Below are 19,686 nucleotides of genomic sequence, written 5' to 3'. Positions count from 1 at the left end.
GGTCAGGGGGGTGTCAGGGTGGTGTGGGTGGCGTGTCAGCGGTCCGGCGCACTGTCACTGCATGGAATCCGTCATCCGGGTCGAGGGCCTGGTCAAGAGGTTCGGGGGGACGACCGCACTGGCCGGCGTCGACCTCGTCGCGAAACAGGGTGGTGTGCTCGGGCTGCTGGGACCCAACGGCTCCGGCAAGACCACCACCGTGCGGGTGCTGTCCACCCTGCTGCGACCGGACGCGGGTCGCGCGAGTGTGCTCGGGCACGACGTCGTCGCCGAGGCGGCTGCCGTGCGCAGGCAGATCGGGCTGACCGGGCAGTACGCGGCGGTGGACGAGGCGCTGTCGGGTACGGACAATCTCGTGCTGGTCGCGCGTCTGCTCGACCTGCCCCGGCGGGTCGCCCGCGCCCGCGCCGCGGAACTGGTGGAGCGGTTCGGGCTGACCGAGGCGGCCGGCAGACGGGTCCGCACCTACTCGGGCGGCATGCGGCGCAGGCTCGACCTCGCCGTGAGCCTGATCGGCCGGCCGCGGGTGCTGTTCCTCGACGAGCCGACCACCGGCCTGGATCCCCGGCACCGCAACGAGGTGTGGGACAGCGTGCGGGCGCTCGCCGCCGAGGGCGTGACGGTGCTGCTGACCACGCAGTACCTCGAGGAGGCCGACCAGCTCGCCGACGACCTCGTCGTTCTCGACCGCGGCCGGGTGATCGCTGCGGGCACACCCGCCACCTTGAAGGCAGAGGTCGGCGGGCAGCGCTTGCACGTGCGACCGATGCACCGGGCCGACCTGCCGCTCGTGACCGCGTTGATCGCCGAGCTGGCCCCCGGTCTCGAGCCCACCGTCGACTCCGGCGGGGAGATCATCGTGCCCGGGGGCGACTCGGGCCTGCTGTACGGCGTCGGAGCCCGGCTCGACGAGGCCGGCGTGACCGCCGCCGAGCTGGGTCTGCGGCTGCCCAGCCTCGACGACGTGTTCCTGACCCTGACCGGACGAGCCGCTGACGCGGCCGCCATCACCGAGGAGGCGGCATGAGCACCGCTACCACCGCCACCACCGCGCGACCGGCCCCGCCCCACCCGAGGGGCGACGTGGTCGAGACCCCGGTCCGCCATGTCCCCTCGGCGCTGCGCCACGGCGTGACACTCGCCTGGCGTGGTGTCGTCAAGACGATCCACTCGCCGGAGGCATTGCTCGACGTCACCCTGCAGCCGGTCATCTTCCTGCTGCTGTTCGTCTACGTCTTCGGCGGCGCGATCTCCGGCGACACCAGCACCTACCTGCAGTTCGCGTTGCCCGGCGTGCTCGTGCAGACCATCGTGTTCGCCTCAGCGGGCACGGGTGTGGCGCTCGCGGAGGACCTGCACACCGGCATCTTCGACCGGTTCCGCAGCCTGCCGATCTCGCGTACCGCGCCGTTGCTGGGTGCGATCGGCGCGGACCTGGTGCGCTACCTGACCTCGGGCGTGATCATGCTGGTCTTCGGTGTGATCCTCGGCTTCCGGTTCGGCACCGGGCCGGTTGCCGTGGTGGCCGCGCTCGGCCTGGTCATGGTGTTCGCCTTCGCGCTGTGCTGGGTGTTCACCGCGCTGGCGATGGTGGTCAAGTCTCCCCGGTCGGTGCAGGGTCTCGGCGCGCTGGTCATGCTGCCGATCACGTTCGGCAGCAACGTCTTCGTCCCGGCTTCGACGATGCCCTCCTGGCTGCGCTGGTTCGTCGAGCTCAACCCGGTCTCGAAGATCGCGGACGCCGTGCGGGGGCTGCTCGTCGGTGGCCCGGTCGCGGTCCCGGCGACGGCCGGGCTGGTCGCTGCCGCGGTGATCGTCGTGATCTTCGCGCCGCTCGCGGTGGCGCTCTATCAGCGCAGGACCTGACCGGCACCTGGTCGTTCCGCCACGTCGAGGGGGCGTGGCGGGACGGCCGTACCGGTCACGGTCGGCGAGCCTCGACCTCGCTCCGGGCATCCCTGCGTTCCCCGCCCGTCTCCTCCGCGTTATTCGACGACCCGAGGACGGCGGGCAGCCCCCGCAGCTCGGCCGCCCGGGCGACGACCTCCGTCAGGGCCGCCAGCCCGTCGGCGCGTGGCAGGTCCCGGCCGCGCCGCATCAGCTGGTCCGCGGCCTCCGGCCCCAACGCGTCACGGACGCCGTCCCGGACGGCCAGCACCTCGGGGTTGCCGCGGTCGATCGCCCCGCGCTGAGCGGCTGCGACCCCGAGCAACAAGCCGGCGCACTCGGCATCGCCGTCGGCCAGTACGACCTGCGCGGCGACCTCGGCCACCGCCGCGGCGACGGGGCCGTCGCGGCTCTCCACCGCCGCGGCGACGGCATCGCGGAGCGCTGCCCCGGACGCCTGCCGGTCACCGGACGTGAGCTCGACGGCGGCCCGCGTCATCGCGAGGAACGCCCATCGCTGCGGTGCTCCGGGGCCCGCGGAGCCCATTTCGGTGGCGGCACCGGCGAGGTGTGCCCGTGCCGCGTCGAGGTCGCCTGCCAACCGTTCGACCTGCGCCGACGAGATCGCCAGGACACCTCCCATGCCGAACGGCCCCTTGGTCAGCGCTCTCGCCTGCTCCAGCACCTTCCGCGCAGTGCCGAGGTCGCCGCGCCGGGCCGCGAGCGACGCACGCTTGGACATGAAATGGGGCAGGTCGTCGTCGTTGCCCAGCTCGGTTGCCAGCGCGATCGCCTCGTCGTACGCGCGGGCGGCGGCGTTGTGCTCGCCTGCGATGTCCTCCAGCTCGCCGAGCGAGTGGACGACCATGCCCAGCCCGAAGCGGTCTCCCGTACGGATGAACAGCTCGTGCGCAGCGCGGACGTAACGGCGCTGGTCGTCGAGCAGGCCATCGTTCTCGGCGATCTGGGCCCGCATCTGCAGCGCGAAGGCCCGCACCCACGGATCGGGGGAGACGGCGGAGAGTTGTTCGATCGGGGCGGCGTCGGCGCGGGAGAACAGCGTGGAGACCGGTCCGAGCAGCTCGAGCAGGGGTGGCAGCGGGCGGGGAAGCCCGGCGGCGAGCGCGAGCGCCGTCTCGACGGCCTGCGCCGCCGCAGGCAGGTTGCCCCGGCCCACCCGGACGAGCGCGAGGAACGCGGTGTTCATGGCTCGGGCCCGCAACGGGGCCGGGCTCGTGAGCAGCTGCACCGCCTCCACCCAGCGCTCGACCTCGTCGAACAGGCCGCGCTCGATCCACGACCACGCCATGGCCGCCACCAGCCGGTGGGCGGTGGCCGCGTCGGAGGCGGTCACGGCTCGCCGCAGCACGATGTCGATCTCGTCGGCCTCGGCCCGCAGCCGTACCAACCAGTGGAGCTGCTCGGCGCCGCGCAGGAGGGGCTCGGCCGCCTCCGCCAGCTCGAGCACGACGGCGGCATGGGTTGCCTGCGCGGCGGCGCGCTCGCCCGCCTCGTCGAGGCGCTCGCCCGCGTACTCCCGGATCGTCTCCAGCATCCGGTAGCGCGTGTTCCCCTCGTTCTGCGGGACGGCGACGACCAGTGACTTGTCGACGAGCGCCGCGAGCAGCTCGAACACCTCGCCCGGAGCAGGGCCGGGCGCCCCGGAGCAGACCCGCTCGGCCGCGGTGACGGTGGCCCCGCCCGCAAAGACGGCCAGCCGGCGGGCCACCGCACGCTCCGCCTCGGTGAGCAGGTCCCAGCTCCAGTCGACCACCGCGCGCAGCGTCTGGTGGCGGGGCAGCGCCGTCCTCGAGCCGGAGGTGAGCAACCGGAACCGGTCGTCGAGCCTGGTGGCGATCTCCGCAGGGGCCAGGGAGCGCAGCCGGGCCGCGGCCAGCTCGATGGGCAGCGGCTGCCCGTCGAGCCTGCGGCAGATCTCGACGACGGCCTCCTCGACGTCCGGGGTCAGGGCGAAGCCGGGACGCACCGCGGTCGCCCGGTCGACGAAGAGCCGGACGGCGTCGGAGGGGGCCAGCGCCTCGACGGGGTGCAGGACCTCTCCGGGAACTCCGAGCGGCTCCCGGCTGGTGGCCAGCACCCGCAACCGCGGGCACGCGTGTAGCAGAGTCTCGGCGAGTACCGCCACGCCGTCCACGAGGTGCTCGCAGTTGTCCAGGACGAGCACGAGGTCGCGGCCGCCGAGCACCGTGACGAGCCGGTCCGTGGTCGGTGGCCCGACGTCGTCCTGGGTGCGCAGCTGCAGCTCGGGGCCACCGGCCGCGGTGAGCACGGCGGCCGGGAGCTGGTCGGCGGTGGTCAGCGCGGCGAGCTCGGCGACCATCGAGCCGGAGGCACCGGAGGCGACGGCCTCCCGCGCGAGCCGCGTCTTCCCGGCGCCTCCCGGACCGGTGAGTGTCACCAGTCGTGTGGTGCGGAGCAGGCCGCGGATCCGGTCGACGTCGCGGCTCCGGCCGACGAAGCTGCTGATCGGGGCGGTCGGCTGGGGCGGTGGTGGTGCGGCGACCAGCGGTTTCCGCGCCGGGGTGGCATCGCCGCGCAGCACGGCGAGGCGGGCCGCCTCGAGCTCGGCGCCCGGATCGACGCCGAGCTCATCGGCGAGGCGGGACCGGGTGCCGTCCAGCACGGCGAGGGCGTCGGCCTGCCTCCCGTCGGCGTGCAGCGCGCGGGCCAGCAGCACCGCGGTGCTCTCGCGCAGCGGAGCGGCGTCGAGCTGGACACGCAGGGCGTCGATCTCGGCGGCCGCGTTCCCGAGCCGCAGCCCGAGCCGCGCCCGCCGCTCGACGGCCACGGCGCGCCGCTCGGTCAGCCGGTGGGCCACCGGCCGGGCGAACGGCAGGTCGAGCACGTCGGCGAGCGCGGGCCCGTCCCACAGCGCGATGGCCTGTCCGAGAAGGGTGTGCGCCTCCGTCTCGCCTGCCGCGTCGGCCGCCGTGAGCAGTGCCGTGAACCGCAGCGCGTCGACCGCGTCGGGTGGCACCCGCAGCCGGTAGCCGCGGGCCGCGGTGTCGACGAGGTCGGCCCCGATCGCGCGCCGCAGCCGGGACACGAGCGCCTGCAGCGCGTTGACCGCCGCATCGGGCGGGGTTTCGCCCCACAGGTCGTCCACGAGCTCGCTCGCCGCGACCGCTCGCCCGGCGTCGAGCGCGAGCCGGGCCAGCAACCCGCGCAGGCGCGGGCCGCCGAGCGGCACCGGCCCCGGATCGCCTCCGTGGTCGGTGCCGTCCGGCCACACCTCGACGGCGCCGAGCAGCGCGATCCGCACCTGATCAGTGTGCCTGGGCGGTTCCGGGCGGTTCGTTCCCGGTCAGGGGGTGTCGGTGGCGAGCTCGGCCAGCAGGAGGGCCTCGCCGAGCACCCCCTTGCCGAACATCGCCAGGTCCAGACTCTCGTCGATGCCGTGCCAGCGGCTGGCCGGGTCGCCGACGCCGGTGACCAGCACGGTGGCGCCGGGGAAGGTGCGCGCGAACTCCGCGATGAACGGGATCGAGCCGCCGACTCCGGTCTCGACGACCTCGTTGCCGTACGCCGCCGCGAAGGCGCTGCGGGCGGCGTCGTAGGCGGTGCCGGTGGTGCTCAGCGAGTACGGCTCCGCGATGCCCGCCTCCGGTGTGATGGTGACCTGCGCGCCCCACGGCACGTTGGCCTGGAGGTGCTCGGTCAGCGCCGCCTGTGCCTTGAGGGCGTCGTCCCCCGGGGCGAGCCGCATGCTCACGAAGGCACGGGCGCGGGGGAGCAGCACGTTCGACGCGTCGTCCACGCGCGGCGCGTCGAGGCCGAGCACGGCGACCGCGGGCTTGTGCCAGAGCCGCTCCGGGATGCTGCCGGTGCCGAGGAGCTCGACGCCGTCGAGCAGCCCGGCGTCCGAGCGGAAGGTGGCCTCGTCGAGGTCGGGCGCCTCGGAGCTGCCGCGCGCGAGCCCGGGGACGGCCACGTCGCCGTTCTCGTCGTGCAGGGCGGCGAGCGCGTGGCAGAGCGCAGTGAGGGCGTCGCCGACGGGCCCGCCGTACATGCCGGAGTGCCCCGGCCGCTCGAGCATGGCGACCTCGACGATGACGCCCACGAGGCCGCGCAGGCTCGTGGTGACCGCGGGGACGTCGACGGACGGGTTGGCGGAGTCGGCGATCACGATCACGTCGCTGGTGAGCAGGTCGTGGTGCTCGCGCAGCAGCGCGGCGAGCGTGGGGGAGCCGGACTCCTCCTCGCCCTCGATGAACAACGTGACCCCGACCGGCGGCCTGCCGTCGTAGGCGCGCAGCACCGCGAGGTGGGTCATCACGCCGGCCTTGTCGTCGGCGGCGCCCCGGCCGTAGAGCCGGCCGTTCCGCTCGGTCGGCTCGAACGGCGGGCTCGTCCAGTGCTCGTCGCCGCCGGTGGGCTGGACGTCGTGGTGGGCGTAGAGCAGCACGGTGGGCGCGCCGTCGGGGGCGGGCCAGTGCGCGACGACGGCGGGCGCGCCACCGTCGGCCGCGATGATCGTGACGTCGGCAGCGCCTGCGCCCCGCGCGAGCTCGGCGACGGCCTCGGCGCTGCGGCGGGTGTCGTCGGCATGGGCCGGGTTGGCCCAGATGCTCGGGATGCTGACCAGGCGCTCCAGGTCGGCGCGGGCGCCGGGGATGGCTGCGGTCACGGCGGCGGTGACGGGCGTGGCGGGGAGGGCTACAGGCTGCTCGGGCACGGAGCCCGATGCTAGTTGCGGCGGATGGACCCGGCGAGGTCGACATCAGCGTGGTCACGGGCGAAAACCACCACTCCCACGTCGATCTCGACGGCTCGCGACGGCCGTCGGCGTCAGTGGCCGGGGTGCTGCCGCAGCTCGCCCTTCAGCACCTTGCCCGTGGCGGTACGCGGCAGCGGCTCGGTTCGCCAGATCACCTGCGACGGCACCGCGAACGCGGGGAGCCGCGCTGCGCTGTGGGCGAGCAGGGCGGCGGTGTCCGCATCGGCGCCGGGCGCGGCGCGCACCACGGCCGTGACCTCCTCCCCGAGCGTCGGGTGCGCCACCCCCACCACGGCGGCCTCGGCGACGGCCGGGTGCTCGTGCAGCACGTCCTCCACCTCCACGCAGTAGACGTTCTCGCCGCCCCGCACGATCACGTCCTTCAGGCGGTCGACCACATGCACCCAGCCGTCCCGGCGGAAGCCCAGGTCACCGGTGCGGAACCAGCCGTCGACGAAGGCCGCCGCCGTCGCCTCCGGGTTGTTCCAGTACCCGCGCACGATGTTCGGTCCGCGAAACCACAGCTCGCCGATCTCACCGTCGGGCCGTTCGGCGCCCGATGCGGGATCGGCGATCCGCAGGTCCGTGCCCGGGGCGGGACGCCCGACGCTGTCGGGGTGTGCGGCGTAGTCGGGCCCGGTGTTGGCGCACACCGCCGACGTGGTCTCGGTGAGGCCGTAGCCGTTGGCGGCCGTCACGCGACCGCGCAGTTCGGTGGCGATCCGGGTGACGAGCACGGGCGGGATCGGGGCACCGCCCATGCCGATGCGGGTGAGCGAGGCCATGTCCTCGGGGTGGGCGATGGCCAGCTCGGCGACGTCCCGCATCACCGTGGGCACCCCGGCGGCCGTGGTGAGCCGCTCGCGGCGGACGAGCTCGCGGGCCTCCTCGACGTCCCAGCGGTACAGGGTGGCCAGCTTCGCGCCGGTGAGCACCGCGCCGTAGAGCGAGTTCAGGCCGGCGACGTGGAACAGCGGGTAGGCCAGCAGCGTGCCCGGCCGGCCCGCGTCCGGTCCGGGAGCGGGTGGCGGCCCGCCGTGGGCGAGCCACGCCGACGCGCGGGCCTGCAGCAGGACGTTCAGCGCGTTGGTGCAGTGGTTGCGGTGGCTGGCGACGGCGCCCTTCGACCGGCCGGTGGTCCCCGACGTGTAGAGGATCGTGGCGTCGTCGTCCGGGTGCGGTGCGACGTCGGGCAGCGCGGCTTCCGGGTCCAGCCCCGCCACCACGGTGGCCCACTCCTGCACGCCGGCGGGCGCCTCTCCTTCCCCGCGAACCCGGACGACCGGCGGCCGCTGCGCCTGCTCCAGGGCCCGGACCCGCTGCCCGTCGGCGACGAGCAGTCGGGCGCCCGAGTCCCGCAGCGCCCACGCCAGCTGCGCGCCGGTCCACCAGGCGTTGAGCGGCACGACGACCAGGCCCGAGACCAGCGCAGCCCAGAACACCGGGCTCCACTCGGGGTAGTTGCGCATCGCGATGGCGACCCGGTCGCCGCGGGTCAGGCCGTACTCGTCGCGCATCCACGCGGCGAGACCCGCGACGAGCCGCAGGTGCTCGGCGTAGCTGCGCCGCTCTTCCCGGTAAACGGAGAAGGTCGCGTCGCCGAACGCCGCGGAACCGGCGAGCAGGTCGCGCAGCGTGGCGGGCCCGCGCCGGTAGACGCGCATCGGGATGCCCCGCACCACCTCGTCGACCAGCTCGAACTCCGCGCCCGGCGCGGTCAGGGCGGCGACCACCGGACCCAGGCCGACGTCGTCGGCGTGCTCGGTCATGCCGTGAACTGCAGGGGCAGGCCCGGCCGGTCCCACTCCGCCGCGTACAGCACACCGCGACCGGACGACGTCACGTACGCGGTGCGCAGGTCGGGGCCGCCGAAGCAGATGTTCGTGACCCAGATGTCGTGCTCCGGCGGCCGCACCACGTCGAGCAGCTCGCCGTCGGGGGAGACGACGCTGATCGCGCCCGTGTAGAGCGTGGCCACGCAGACGTTGCCCGCCGCGTCGACGGCGAGCGAGTCGAGTGTCTGGTAGCCGGGGAAGCCGTGCAGCAACGTGCCGCCGTGCAGCGCCAGAGGCGGGTCCGGGTCGCGCCGCACCCGGCCGGGGCCCTCGATCTCCCAGTACCAGAGGCGTCCGGTGGAGGTCTCCGCCACGTACACGCGCGAACCGTCCGGGGACAGGCCGACGCCGTTCGCGGTGACCAGCGGGTGGACGACCTCGACGATCGACGACCCGTCCGCCGTCGCGTAGTAGAGGCCACCGTGGTCGATGTCGCGGGACCGGACCTTGCCCAGGTCGGTGAACCAGAAGCCGCCGTCGGCGTCGAACACGATGTCGTTGGGACCGCGCAGCGGGTGCCCGTCGACCTCGGTGTAGAGATCGGTGACCTCGCCGTCGAGGGTCACCCGCTGGATGCGGCCGCCGATGTAGTCCGGTGGCTGGTGGCCGGGGGCGGTCAGCCCGCGCCGGGTGCCCCACGTGAAGCCGCCGTTGTTGCAGACGTAGATCGCGCCGTCGGGGCCGACCGCCGCCCCGTTGGGACCACCCCCGCACTCGGCCACCACGGAGGTGGTGCCGTCAGGGGCGACCCGCGTCAACGTCCCGCGCTGGATCTCCACGACGAGCACGGAGCCGTCCGACAGCGCGACCGGCCCCTCCGGGAACCGAAGGCCGCTGGTGATCTCCCGAAACCCGCCCGCCATCTGTGCGCCCCCTCTTCCGGGCACCGGCGCCCGGGCGAGATCCACCCTGCCACCTCCCGCTCGGCAGGTGCCGGATCAGCGTGATGGTCATGACCACATGGTCCTGGTTGCGGAGTTCGCCGTACGCTCCCGACCATGTCCCGGTTCCTGGCGATGTTGTTGGAGTCCGCCACCAGTTCCACGAAGGGGATGACCACCGGGGAGCCCGCAGGCGCTGTCCGGCGCGGCTGGCCCGAGGTGCACGCCTCCGCGCGACGCATTGCGGCCGCCCTGCAGCACGGCACCCCTGACGTGGCCGGGCTGCAGCGCGGCGCAGCCGTGGGCATCCTCGCGGGCGAGCCCGCGTCGATCGCGCCCGTCGCCCAGGCCGTGTGGTTCACCGGCGGCAGCGTCACGATGCTCCACCAGCCGACTGCGCGCACCGACCTGGCGGCGTGGGCCGAGGACACCGTGTCCGTCCTCCGCATGATCGACGCGAAGCTCGTGCTGCTCGGGGCCCCTTTCGACGCCCTCGCGCCGGTGCTCACCGAGCGCGGCATCGCGTTCCGCACCATCGACTCCCTCCACTCGGACGGTGAGGGCGTCGTCGCCGACGCCGCGGTTGCCGACGAGGACGACACCGCGCTGCTGCAGCTCACCAGCGGCTCCACGGCAGAGCCCAAGGCGGTGCGGATCACGCACCGCAATTTGCACGCCAACATCGCCGGGATGGTCGTGGCCTCCGCGCTCGACGTCGAGCGGGACGTGATGGTGTCCTGGCTCCCGCTGTTCCACGACATGGGCATGGTCGGGTTCCTGACGGTGCCGATGACCACCGGGCTCGAGCTGGTCAGCGTCACCCCCAGCGACTTCCTCAGCCGCCCGCTGCTGTGGGCCGAGCTGATCTCGAAGTACGGCGGCACCGTCACGGCGGCGCCGAACTTCGCCTACGCCGTGCTGGGCAGGCAGCTCGCGCGCGCCGACGACGGGTCGCTGGACCTCTCGTCGCTGCGCATCGCCATGAACGGCGCCGAACCGATCGACCCGGACGCCGTGGAGGCGTTCACGGCGGCGGGGGCCCGGTTCGGCCTGCGGCCGGAGTCGGTGGTCGCGGCCTACGGGATGGCGGAGACGGCGCTGGGGGTGTCCTTCGCGCCGGTCGGGACGGGCCTGGAGGTCGACCGGATCGACGCCGAGCAGCTCGAGTCGCACCGGCGCGCGGTGCCGGCCGTCGACGGGCCGTTCCGCCGGTTCCCGAAGCTGGGTCCGCCCCTGCCCGGCATCGAGGTCCGCGTGGTTGGTGACGACGGTGCGGTACTGGGCGAGCGGGAGGTCGGCGTCCTGCAGCTTCGCGGCGAGTCGGTGACCCCGGGCTACCTCACGGTCGACGGGCCGGTCTCCACCCTGGACGCCGACGGCTGGCTCGACACCGGCGACGAGGGGTACGTCGTCGACGGAGCCGTGGTGGTCTGCGGCCGTCGCAAGGACGTGATCATCATGGGGGGCCGCAACATCTACCCCACCGACATCGAGCGGGCCGCTGCCCAGGCCGCCGACGTGCGGGCCGGCAACGCGGTGGCCGTCCGGATGCTCAGCGGGACAGAGGGAGCTCGGCACCGCGAGTCGTTCTTCGTGGCCGTCGAGTCGCGCAAGGCGGGGGACCCGGAGGCCGAGCAGGTGATCCGCAAGGACGTCACCCGGCGCGTGGTCTCCGAGGTGGGGGTGCGCCCCGCCGAGGTCGTGGTGTTCGGTCCCGGCATCCTGCCCAAGACCCCGTCGGGCAAGCTGCGCCGGGCCGCCACGGGTGAGCTGCTGCGGGCCCGCGTCTGACGGGGCGGGGATCAGCCGGAGAGGGCGTGGAACTTGTTCTGCGCCGCCTCGAGGCCGTCGGCGAGCAGGGCCTCGGCGGCGTCAGCGGCGAGGTCGACGGCGAACTCCAGCTCCTTCTTCTCCGAGCCGGAGAAGCGCTTCAGCACGAAGTCGGCCGGGTCCTGCCGGCCAGGGGGACGGCCGATCCCGAACCGGACGCGCAGATAGTCCTTCGTCCCGACGGCGGAGCTGATGGAGCGCAGCCCGTTGTGGCCGCCCTCGCCCCCGCCCCGCTTCAACCGGACGACGCCGAAGCCGAGGTCGAGGTCGTCGTGGACGACGACGAGATCCTCGACCGGCACCGAGAAGTACTTCGCGAGCCCGGCGACCGGGCCGCCGGAGACGTTCATGTACGTGCGCGGCTTGGCGAGCACGACCCGCCGGCCGGCGAGCCGGCCCTCGAGCACGTCGGCGTTGGTCCGGTGCCGGGAGAAGCGGCCTCCGCCGGCCCGCGCCGCGAGGAGCTCGACGACGCGGAAGCCGACGTTGTGCCGGGTCTCGGCGTAGTCCGGACCCGGGTTGCCGAGCCCGACCACCAGAGCGGGGCCCGGCGCCACGGTCAGCTCTCGGAAGGAGCGGCCGGGGTCTCCGGGGCGTCCTCGACGACGCCGGCACCCTCGGTGTCGATCTCGGCCTCCATCTGGGCCTCGGTCGGGGAGGCGACGATGTTGACCACGAGGATCTCGGGCTCGGCGCGCAGCGTGGTGCCCTCGGGCAGCGGCACGTCCGCGGCCTGGATCTGGGTGCCGACCGTGAGGCCCTCGACGGACACCTCGATCTGCTCCGGGATGTTCGAGACGTCGGCCTCGACCTCGATGGCGTTGAGCTCCTGCGTGACGAGGGTGCCCGGGGCGGCGTCGCCGACGACGACGATCTGGACCTCGACCGCCACCTTCTCGCCGCGGCTGATCACCAGCAGGTCGACGTGCTCGATGTAGGGCCGGATCGGGTGCGACACCACGGTCTTGGTCAGGGCGAGCTGCGGGGTGCCGCCGATGTTGAGCGTGAGGACAGCGTTACGCCCCTGCTCGCGGACGACCCGCTTGAACTCCAGCTCGGGGAGCGAGAGATGCTGCGGTTCGGTGCCGTGCCCATAGAGCACAGCGGGGATCTTGCCGGCGCGACGGGTGCGGCGGGCGGCGCCCTTGCCGAACTCCGTGCGGGTCTCGGCGTCGATACGGGCCTCGGCCACGGTACTTCTCCTCGATCAAAGCGTGCTGCGACATGGACGCGCGCGACGAGGCAGGCCGGCCGGGCCGGGGCTGCGTCGATCACGGCGGGCTAGAGACAACACCCGCCCTCGCCGCGGAACTGCCGTAGACGATACGCGACGCGTACCGGCGCCTGCGCCAGACCCTCGCCCTTCCGGGGGTCACCCGCCGGAGTGCTCCGTGCCCGCAGGTGTCCTACGCGTTGCCGTCGAAGAGGCTGGTGACCGAACCGTCGTCGAACACCTCGTGAATGGCGCGGGCCAGCAGCGGTGCGATGGAGAGCACCGACATCGACGGGAAGCGCTTCTCGTCCGGGATCGGGAGCGTGTCGGTGAAGATCACCTCGCGGGCCCCGCAGGTGGCGAGGCGCTCGGGCGCCGGCCCCGAGAGCACCCCGTGGGTGGCCGCGACGACGACGTCGGAGGCACCTTCCTTGAGGAGCACCTCGACGGTCTTGGCGACCGTGCCACCGGTGTCGATCATGTCGTCGATCACGACGCAGAGGCGGCCGTCCACCTCACCGACGACGCGGTTGGCGACGGCCTCGTTCGGCTTGCGCGGGTCGCGGGTCTTGTGGATGAACGCCAGCGGCGTGCCACCCAGGATCTCGGCCCAGCGCTCGGCCAGGCGGACCCGGCCGGAGTCGGGGGAGACGACGGCGAGCTCGTGGTCGGCGTAGGTGCGCTTGATGTGCTCGGCCAGCACCGGGAGCGCGAAGAGGTGGTCGACGGGCCCGTCGAAGAAGCCCTGGATCTGGGCGGTGTGCAGGTCGACGGTCATGATCCGGTCGGCGCCCGCGACCTTGAACATGTCGGCGACGAGACGGGCCGAGATCGGCTCCCGGCCGCGGTGCTTCTTGTCCTGGCGCGCGTAGCCCCAGAACGGCATGACGACGGTGATCCGTTTGGCCGAGGCCCGTTTGAGGGCGTCGACCATGATCAGCTGTTCCATGATCTGGTCGTTGATCGGCGCCGAGTGCGACTGCAGCACGAACGCGTCGCAGCCCCGTACCGACTCCTCGAACCGGACGAAGATCTCCCCGTTGGCGAACGAGTACGCCGACTGCGGGGTGATCGTCACGTCCAGGTGCTTGGCGACCTGCTCGGCCAGCTCGGGGTGAGCTCTCCCCGAGAAGAGCATGAGGTTCTTCTTGGGGGTTGCCGACATCGCGCTCACCGTGGTGTGCCTCCATGACCGTCGTTCGCCGGGTCGTTCGCTCGTGCGGCGGCCTCGGCAGCGGGGGTGTCGGGTCGTTTCTTCTCGACCCATCCCTCGATCGTGCGCTGTGCTCCCGCCGATACCGCGAGCGCCCCCGGTGGGACGTCCTCGCGGACGACGGTGCCGGCGCCCGTGTAGGCACCGTCACCGATCTGCACCGGGGCGACGAAGGTGTTGTCCGAGCCGGTCTTGACGTGCGAGCCGACGACGCTGCGCTGCTTGCGCACGCCGTCGTAGTTGACGAACACCGAGGACGCGCCGATGTTGCTGTACTCGCCGATCGTGGCGTCCCCGACGTAGCTGAGGTGCGGCACCTTGCTGCCCGCCCCGATGTCGGCGTTCTTGACCTCGACGAACGTGCCGATCTTGCCGCGCTCACCGAGCCGGGCTCCCGGACGCAGGTAGGCGAACGGCCCGACCGACGCGCCCGCCCCGATGCTGGCGCCGGTGCCGTGCACCCGGATGACGCTGGCGCCTTCGCCGATCTCGCAGTCGGTGAGCGTGGTGTCGGGGCCGACCTCTGCTCCGCCCGCGACGGAGGTGGCGCCGTGCAGCTGGGTGCCCGGGTGCAGCACGACGTCGGGCGCCAGCCGGACCTGGACGTCGGTCCAGGTGGTGTTCGGGTCGACGACGGTGACGCCGCTGCGCATCCAGCGCTCGAGCAGCCGCCGGTTCAGCTCGGCGCGGATGGCGGCGAGCTGGACCTGGTCGTTGACGCCGCGCACCTGCCACCCGTCGGTGCACCGGACGGCGCGCACGTCGACGTCGTCGTCGTGGGCGATCTTGACGAGGTCGGTGAGGTACAGCTCACTCTGGCTGTTGGTGGTGCGCAGCCTGCTGATCGCGGCCATGAGGTACTTGGCGTCGAACGCGTACACCCCGGAGTTGACCTCGGTGACGGCCCGCTGTTCCGGCGAGGCGTCGGCCTCCTCGACGATCCGGGTGACGGTGCCGTCCGACTCGCGCAGCACGCGGCCGTACCCGGTGGGGTCGGTGAGCTCGGTGGTGAGCAGCGTGAGCGCGGCCCCGGAGCGGGCGTGGGCGCCGAGCAGCGCGCCGAGGGTCTCCGGTTCGAGCAGGGGGACGTCGCCATAGGTGACGAGGACGGGGCCGGTGATCGTGGCGGGCACGACGTCCAGCGCGCACCGGACGGCGTGCCCGGTGCCGAGCCGCTGCTCCTGCACGGCCGCGAGCACCGGCCTGGCCAGCTCGTCACCGAGTGCGGCGACGGCGTCACCGACCTGGCGGCGGCCGTGGCCGACAACCACGACGAGGTGCTCGGGCCGCAGTGCGGCCACCGCGTGCACGGCGTGGCCGAGGAGGCTGCGGCCGGCGATCGCGTGCAGCACCTTCGGCAGTGCCGAGCGCATCCGGGTGCCCTCGCCCGCGGCCAGCACGATCGCGGCGGCCGGCCGCACGGGTGCGGCGTCACCGGCGTATCCGGGCTCGTGACTGTCGACCATGGAGCCCACTCCCTGGTTCTACTGCTCGTGGTCAGCTCGGCGAGCGGACGGCGAGGCCGTACCGGCGCGTAGGAACGCTCCGATGTCGGCGTCGGGGACCCGGAAATCCTACGGGGTCCGCAGGTACCGCGCCGTAAGTCCCACTGGGCCGACTCCGTCACCTGCACCGATGCCGTCCGTCCCCATGCGGACCCGCCGCCGTGGCCGGCACCGGATCTTCGATCCGCGTAACGGCGTCCCGATGTTCGACGACTTCCTGGCGAAGCAACCCCGGAGGTGGTGACTCCCCGATCGCGGACAGACCGTTCGCCGTCGATCCGCCACCGGTCGTCTCAGAGAACGCTCCCAGGTGAACGGTTTCCCTGTCTCAGGGGTTGTGCCAGACGGAAGATCACAACCCGCTCTCCGGAGGCTCAGATGCCCACTCGCACCGCCCGCACGGCCTGGAACGGCACCCTGGAACAGGGAGCCGGCCAGGTCGAGCTCACGAGCAGCGGTGTCGGCACGTACGACGTCAGCTTCCCGAAGCGGACGGCGGACGAGGCGGGCGGCACCACCAGCCCGGAAGAGCTCATCGCGGCAGCGCACTCGTCCTGCTACGCGATGCAGCTGTCCGCGCTCATCGCCCAGGCGGGCGGCACTCCGCAGTCGCTGGACGTCACCGCCGCCGTGACCCTCGGACCGGACCCCAAGGGCGGGTTCGCGATCACGGGCATCACACTCACCGTCCGCGGCGAGGTCGAAGGCCTCGACGCGGAGGGGTTCGAGAAGGCCGCTCAGGCGGCCAAGGAAGGTTGCCCGGTCAGTAAGGCGCTGGCCGGCACGACGATCACTCTGGACGCCGGTCTGGAGTGATCGGGGATCCCGCGAACCCGCGGGATCCGAGGGGGAACGACGAACAGGGGAAAGCATGAGGTGCACGGGGAACGGGCGTCCGCCCGAGCCGCCGCCACAGCCGCCGAACGGGCGCTAGCGGAGGCTCGCGAAGCGAGCATCCGCGGCTGAGCGGAGCTTGCGGAGCGAACAACGGAGTTCAGCGGAGCTTGCCGACCGAACACCAGTAACTGATCGACGACCCGGGGCGGTCCTGCTGAGGCGGGGCCGCCCCGGAGTCGTCTCCGGCCGCCCGGCTCAGCGGTCGAAGGGGTGGAGCACCGGTTTGAGGTCGAGGACCGGAGTGCCGTCGAGTGCCTCGAGGTCGTGCACCTCGATGGTCGAGCCGGTGATCGCGCTGATCGTCACGCGGTGCAAACCGATGGGGTTCGGCCGATCGGCGGAGCGGGTGCTGAACACCCCTCGCTCGGGGTTGCTCCGGTCGTCGCGGGGATGGACGGCGAGCACGTCGCGCCGCGCGCGGTCGAGCCACGTCACCACGATGATCTCGGCACCGACCCGGAGGTCGCGCATCCCGTCGGCCACGGCGGCGTCGAGGACCAGCCGGGCGACGGGCGAGCCCTCGGTGCCCTGCTTCGGGGCGGCATCGCGGTCGTCGAGGGGCGACTCGACGCGGCCGATCGGGCGCAGGACGTACCGGTCCTCGCTCACGAGATCCTCCCGGGAACAGCATCTGCGCCGGTCGGTACCGTACCGGGCCTCCCGGCTCCGGTTGGTCGTGTTTCGCGCGGACCGTGACGCCCGGATTTCATCGGTGTGACGAAAACCGCTCCGGTGTCAGGTCGCCGCCCTGGTCGTCCCGGCTCCGGGCAGGTCCCGCCGGGCGGCCACCGCAGGCGCGGCGCGTCCGGCCGATGCCGGTATGAATCGCCATGGGGGCCTTGACCTGCTGCTCCGCCGCCAGGATTCGAACCTGGACCATCGGAACCAAAATCCGAGGTGCTGCCGTTACACCACGGCGGACAGACCTTCATCCTGTCACGCAGCGGGAACGGGGTTGCGCCGGACCGTGGCCGGGTATGCGGGGGAGGGCGTGGCGAACCGGGCGATTCGCCTGTTGTTCCCGTTGCGGGGGCTGTGTGGTCGGTCCCGATCACCTAGCCTCCGGGACGGGATGTGGTCCGCGGTCCGTCGCGGGTCGGTCCGGCCGTCACCCCCCTGAACCCCCAGCCGCGAGGAGCCCCATGACCGCCACCGTCGAGGATGCCGACGCCGGTCGGCCGATATCGGACCCCAACCCGGTGATCTCCGGCCGGCGTACCGCGTTCCAGCACTCGATGATCTACGTGTTCGTCGCGATGCCGATGGTCGCGCTCGCGGCGGCCGTCCCCCTGGCCTGGGGCTGGGGCGTGGACTGGCACGATCTCGTCCTCCTCGGCGTGTTCTACGTCCCCGCGGTGCTGGGCGTCACGGTGGGCTTCCACCGCCACTTCACGCACAAGTCGTTCAAGGCCAAGCCGTGGCTGCGGGTCGCGCTGGCGATCACCGGTTCGCTGGCCGTGCAGGGCAACGTCCTGAACTGGGTGGCCGACCACCGCCGCCACCACGCCTTCTCCGACCGCGAGGGCGATCCGCACTCTCCGTGGCTGTTCGGCACGTCGCCCGCGGCCGTGGCCAAGGGCTTCCTGCACGCCCACATGACCTGGTTCTTCGACCGCAACGAGACCAACCACCGGCGGTTCATCCCCGACCTGCTCGCCGACCGGGCGATCGTCAGGGTCAGCCGCACGTTCGGGATCTGGGTGGCGGTGAGCCTGCTGCTGCCCGCCGTGCTCGGAGGGCTCATCTCGTGGTCGTGGGTCGGGGTGCTCACCGGGTTCTTCTGGGGCGGCCTGGTGCGCCTCGCGCTCTCCAACCATGTCACCTGGTCGATCAACTCGATCTGCCACATGATCGGCAAGCGCCCGTTCCGCTCGCGGGACAGGTCGCGCAACTTCTGGCCGCTCGCGGTGCTGTCCATGGGCGAGTCGTGGCACAACCTGCACCACGCCGACCCGACGTGCGCGCGGCACGGCGTCCTGCCCGGCCAGATCGACATCTCCGCCCGGCTGATCTGGATCTTCGAGAAGCTCGGCTGGGCGTACGACGTGCGCTGGCCCACCCCGAAGCGGCTCGCCCGGCTCAGCAGCCAGGAGGCGGCGACGCCCTGACCACCCCTCCGGAGGGGGCCCGTTCCTGGGGTGGCGGCGCCTGCGCTGGCCCACGCGGGTGACCCACCCCCGGGGGAGGGCAGGGCTGTTCGTGGAACACTGACCCCGTGCGCAGACTGGAGAACGGTCGCCGGCGCGACACGATCGGGGGGGCGCCGCAGTGCTGACCGAGAACGCGATCCAGGCGGGTGACGCGCCCCCGGCAGCCCCGCTGATCACCTGCCGGCTCTGCGGATCCGCGGAGCTCAGGAGCTTCCTCGACCTCGGCGCCACCCCGCCGTGCGAGCTGTTCCTCACGGCCGATGCGGCGGAGCGTCCCGAGGTCACCTACCCGCTGCACGTGCGGGTGTGCAACCAGTGCCTGCTCGCGCAGCTACCTCCGCTGATCACGCCGGAGGAGACCTTCACCGAGTACGCCTACTTCTCGTCGTTCTCCAGCTCCTGGGTGCAGCACGCGAAGCGCTTCGTCGACGACTCCGTCGAGCGGCTGGGTCTCGGGCCCGACTCGTTCGTCGTCGAGGTGGCGAGCAACGACGGCTACCTGCTCCAGCACGTGGTCGAGCGGGGCATCCGCTGCCTGGGCGTCGAGCCGTCGGTCAACGTGGGGGAGGCGGCCCGCGAGAAGGGGGTGCCGACCCTCACGGCGTTCCTCACCCCGGAGACCGGCGCGGCCGTGCGCGCCGAGCACGGTGGGGCCGACCTCGTCTGCCTGAACAACGTCTACGCCCACATCCCCGACGTCGTCGGGTTCACCCAGGGGCTGCGGGCGATGGTGGCCGACGACGGCTGGGTCTCGATCGAGGTGCAGCACCTGCTGACACTGGTGGAGCGCACCCAGTTCGACACGATCTACCACGAGCACTTCCAGTACTACACGCTGCTCACCGGGCAGCGCGCGCTCGCGTCGGGCGGCCTGACCCTCGTCGATGTCGAGCTGCTCGACACCCACGGCGGCTCGATCCGGATGTGGGCCCGGCCCAGCGAGATCGCCGGTGAGCCCTCCGAGCGGGTGCGTGCCGTGCTCGCCGCCGAGGAGGCCGCGGGGCTGCACACGCCCGAGGGCCACGACGGCTTCGCCGTAGCGGTGTCGCGGGTGCGCGACGACCTCGTCGCGTTCCTCATCGAGGCGCGCCGGGCCGGCAAGACGGTGGTCGGCTACGGGGCGCCCGGCAAGGGCAACACGCTGCTGAACTACTGCGGCATCCGCCCCGACCTGCTGGCGTACACGGTGGATCGCAACCCGTACAAGCACGGGCGGTTCACGCCCGGCACGCGGATTCCGGTGCTCCCGCCGGAACAGATCGCGAAGGACCGGCCGGACTACGTCCTGATCCTGCCGTGGAACCTGCGCGACGAGCTCATCGAGCAGCTGTCCTACGTCCGCGAGTGGGGCGGGCGGCTGGTCTTCCCGATTCCGGCGCTCGAGGTGGTCGCGTGAAGGTCGTGCTGTTCTGCGGTGGTTACGGGATGCGGATGCGGGACGGGGTCTCGGATCTGCCGAAGCCGATGCATCCGGTGGGGCCGCGGCCGCTGATCTGGCACGTGATGCGGTACTACGCGCACTTCGGGCACAAGGATT

The 19,686-nt window shown here is 72.8% G+C and carries 15 protein-coding genes, 1 tRNA gene and 1 pseudogene; 7 read left to right on the top strand and 10 right to left on the bottom strand.

The window, feature by feature from the left end:
- The first annotated feature begins 61 nt into the window (after positions 1–61).
- Positions 62–1,027, top strand: coding sequence for an ATP-binding cassette domain-containing protein (locus HF577_RS29890; RefSeq protein WP_169399329.1), 966 nt, complete (start codon positions 62–64; stop codon positions 1,025–1,027).
- The gene (locus HF577_RS29885) at positions 1,024–1,866 is read left to right on the top strand and encodes an ABC transporter permease (RefSeq protein WP_169399328.1); all 843 of its coding nucleotides are present in this window, start codon (positions 1,024–1,026) and stop codon (positions 1,864–1,866) included. The genes HF577_RS29890 and HF577_RS29885 overlap by 4 nt, the downstream gene beginning before the upstream one ends.
- Before the next feature lie 55 nt (positions 1,867–1,921).
- Here HF577_RS29885 and HF577_RS29880 read toward each other — a convergent pair whose 3' ends face one another.
- From HF577_RS29880 to HF577_RS29865, 4 genes are all read right to left on the bottom strand, one after another.
- Positions 1,922–5,170, bottom strand: coding sequence for a BTAD domain-containing putative transcriptional regulator (locus HF577_RS29880; RefSeq protein WP_169399327.1), 3,249 nt, complete (start codon positions 5,168–5,170; stop codon positions 1,922–1,924).
- 42 nt (positions 5,171–5,212) lie between these two features.
- Positions 5,213–6,583 (bottom strand): dipeptidase, encoded by a 1,371-nt coding sequence (locus tag HF577_RS29875; protein WP_169399326.1) that lies wholly within the window; start codon positions 6,581–6,583, stop codon positions 5,213–5,215.
- A gap of 113 nt (positions 6,584–6,696) precedes the next feature.
- Positions 6,697–8,394, bottom strand: a complete 1,698-nt coding sequence (locus HF577_RS29870) for a class I adenylate-forming enzyme family protein (protein ID WP_169399325.1) — start codon at positions 8,392–8,394, stop codon at positions 6,697–6,699.
- On the bottom strand, positions 8,391–9,368 hold the full coding sequence (locus tag HF577_RS29865) for an SMP-30/gluconolactonase/LRE family protein (RefSeq protein WP_312859462.1): 978 nt from the start codon (positions 9,366–9,368) through the stop codon (positions 8,391–8,393). The genes HF577_RS29870 and HF577_RS29865 overlap by 4 nt, the downstream gene beginning before the upstream one ends.
- Before the next feature lie 90 nt (positions 9,369–9,458).
- Between HF577_RS29865 and HF577_RS29860 the strand changes: the two genes are divergently transcribed.
- Complete coding sequence (locus tag HF577_RS29860; protein ID WP_169399324.1) at positions 9,459–11,132, top strand: fatty acyl-AMP ligase; 1,674 nt, start codon at positions 9,459–9,461, stop codon at positions 11,130–11,132.
- Positions 11,133–11,143: 11 nt separating this feature from the next.
- Here HF577_RS29860 and pth read toward each other — a convergent pair whose 3' ends face one another.
- From pth to glmU, 4 genes are all read right to left on the bottom strand, one after another.
- Positions 11,144–11,734 carry an aminoacyl-tRNA hydrolase gene (pth, locus tag HF577_RS29855; RefSeq protein ID WP_169399332.1) on the bottom strand — a complete coding sequence of 197 codons (591 nt, stop codon included), beginning with the start codon at positions 11,732–11,734 and terminating at the stop codon, positions 11,144–11,146.
- Positions 11,731–12,363, bottom strand: a complete 633-nt coding sequence (locus HF577_RS29850) for a 50S ribosomal protein L25/general stress protein Ctc (protein ID WP_169399323.1) — start codon at positions 12,361–12,363, stop codon at positions 11,731–11,733. Before HF577_RS29850 ends, pth begins: the two co-directional genes overlap by 4 nt.
- Before the next feature lie 214 nt (positions 12,364–12,577).
- Positions 12,578–13,549, bottom strand: a complete 972-nt coding sequence (locus HF577_RS29845) for a ribose-phosphate diphosphokinase (RefSeq protein ID WP_211175040.1) — start codon at positions 13,547–13,549, stop codon at positions 12,578–12,580.
- Positions 13,550–13,554: 5 nt separating this feature from the next.
- On the bottom strand, positions 13,555–15,063 hold the full coding sequence (glmU, locus tag HF577_RS29840; RefSeq protein ID WP_169399321.1) for a bifunctional UDP-N-acetylglucosamine diphosphorylase/glucosamine-1-phosphate N-acetyltransferase GlmU: 1,509 nt from the start codon (positions 15,061–15,063) through the stop codon (positions 13,555–13,557).
- A 417-nt stretch (positions 15,064–15,480) separates the two neighbouring features.
- On the opposite strand from glmU, the gene HF577_RS29835 reads away from it, so the two are divergent.
- Positions 15,481–15,918, top strand: a complete 438-nt coding sequence (locus tag HF577_RS29835) for an OsmC family protein (RefSeq protein ID WP_169399320.1) — start codon at positions 15,481–15,483, stop codon at positions 15,916–15,918.
- A 276-nt stretch (positions 15,919–16,194) separates the two neighbouring features.
- Here the strand turns inward: HF577_RS29835 and tsaA are convergent, their stop codons facing one another.
- A complete protein-coding gene (gene tsaA / locus HF577_RS29830; RefSeq protein WP_312859461.1) occupies positions 16,195–16,608 on the bottom strand; it encodes a tRNA (N6-threonylcarbamoyladenosine(37)-N6)-methyltransferase TrmO in 414 nt (137 codons plus the stop codon).
- A 241-nt stretch (positions 16,609–16,849) separates the two neighbouring features.
- A tRNA-Gln gene (locus tag HF577_RS29825) sits at positions 16,850–16,920 on the bottom strand.
- A gap of 221 nt (positions 16,921–17,141) precedes the next feature.
- Here HF577_RS29825 and HF577_RS29820 point away from each other — a divergent pair.
- The 3 genes and pseudogenes from HF577_RS29820 to HF577_RS38825 all read left to right on the top strand — a co-directional run.
- Positions 17,142–18,107, top strand: coding sequence for an acyl-CoA desaturase (locus tag HF577_RS29820; RefSeq protein ID WP_169399319.1), 966 nt, complete (start codon positions 17,142–17,144; stop codon positions 18,105–18,107).
- A gap of 211 nt (positions 18,108–18,318) precedes the next feature.
- Positions 18,319–19,545, top strand: a complete 1,227-nt coding sequence (locus HF577_RS29815; protein ID WP_169399330.1) for a class I SAM-dependent methyltransferase — start codon at positions 18,319–18,321, stop codon at positions 19,543–19,545.
- A pseudogene (locus HF577_RS38825) lies at positions 19,542–19,686 on the top strand (glucose-1-phosphate cytidylyltransferase); the annotation flags it as partial. The gene HF577_RS29815 and the pseudogene HF577_RS38825, both read left to right, overlap by 4 nt.

This window comes from Pseudonocardia xinjiangensis, from assembly GCF_012911925.1.
In the GTDB taxonomy this organism is placed as follows: domain Bacteria; phylum Actinomycetota; class Actinomycetes; order Mycobacteriales; family Pseudonocardiaceae; genus Pseudonocardia; species Pseudonocardia xinjiangensis.
Note: the sequence above shows the minus strand (reverse complement) of the source record. Positions and strands in the feature narration are given on the sequence as shown.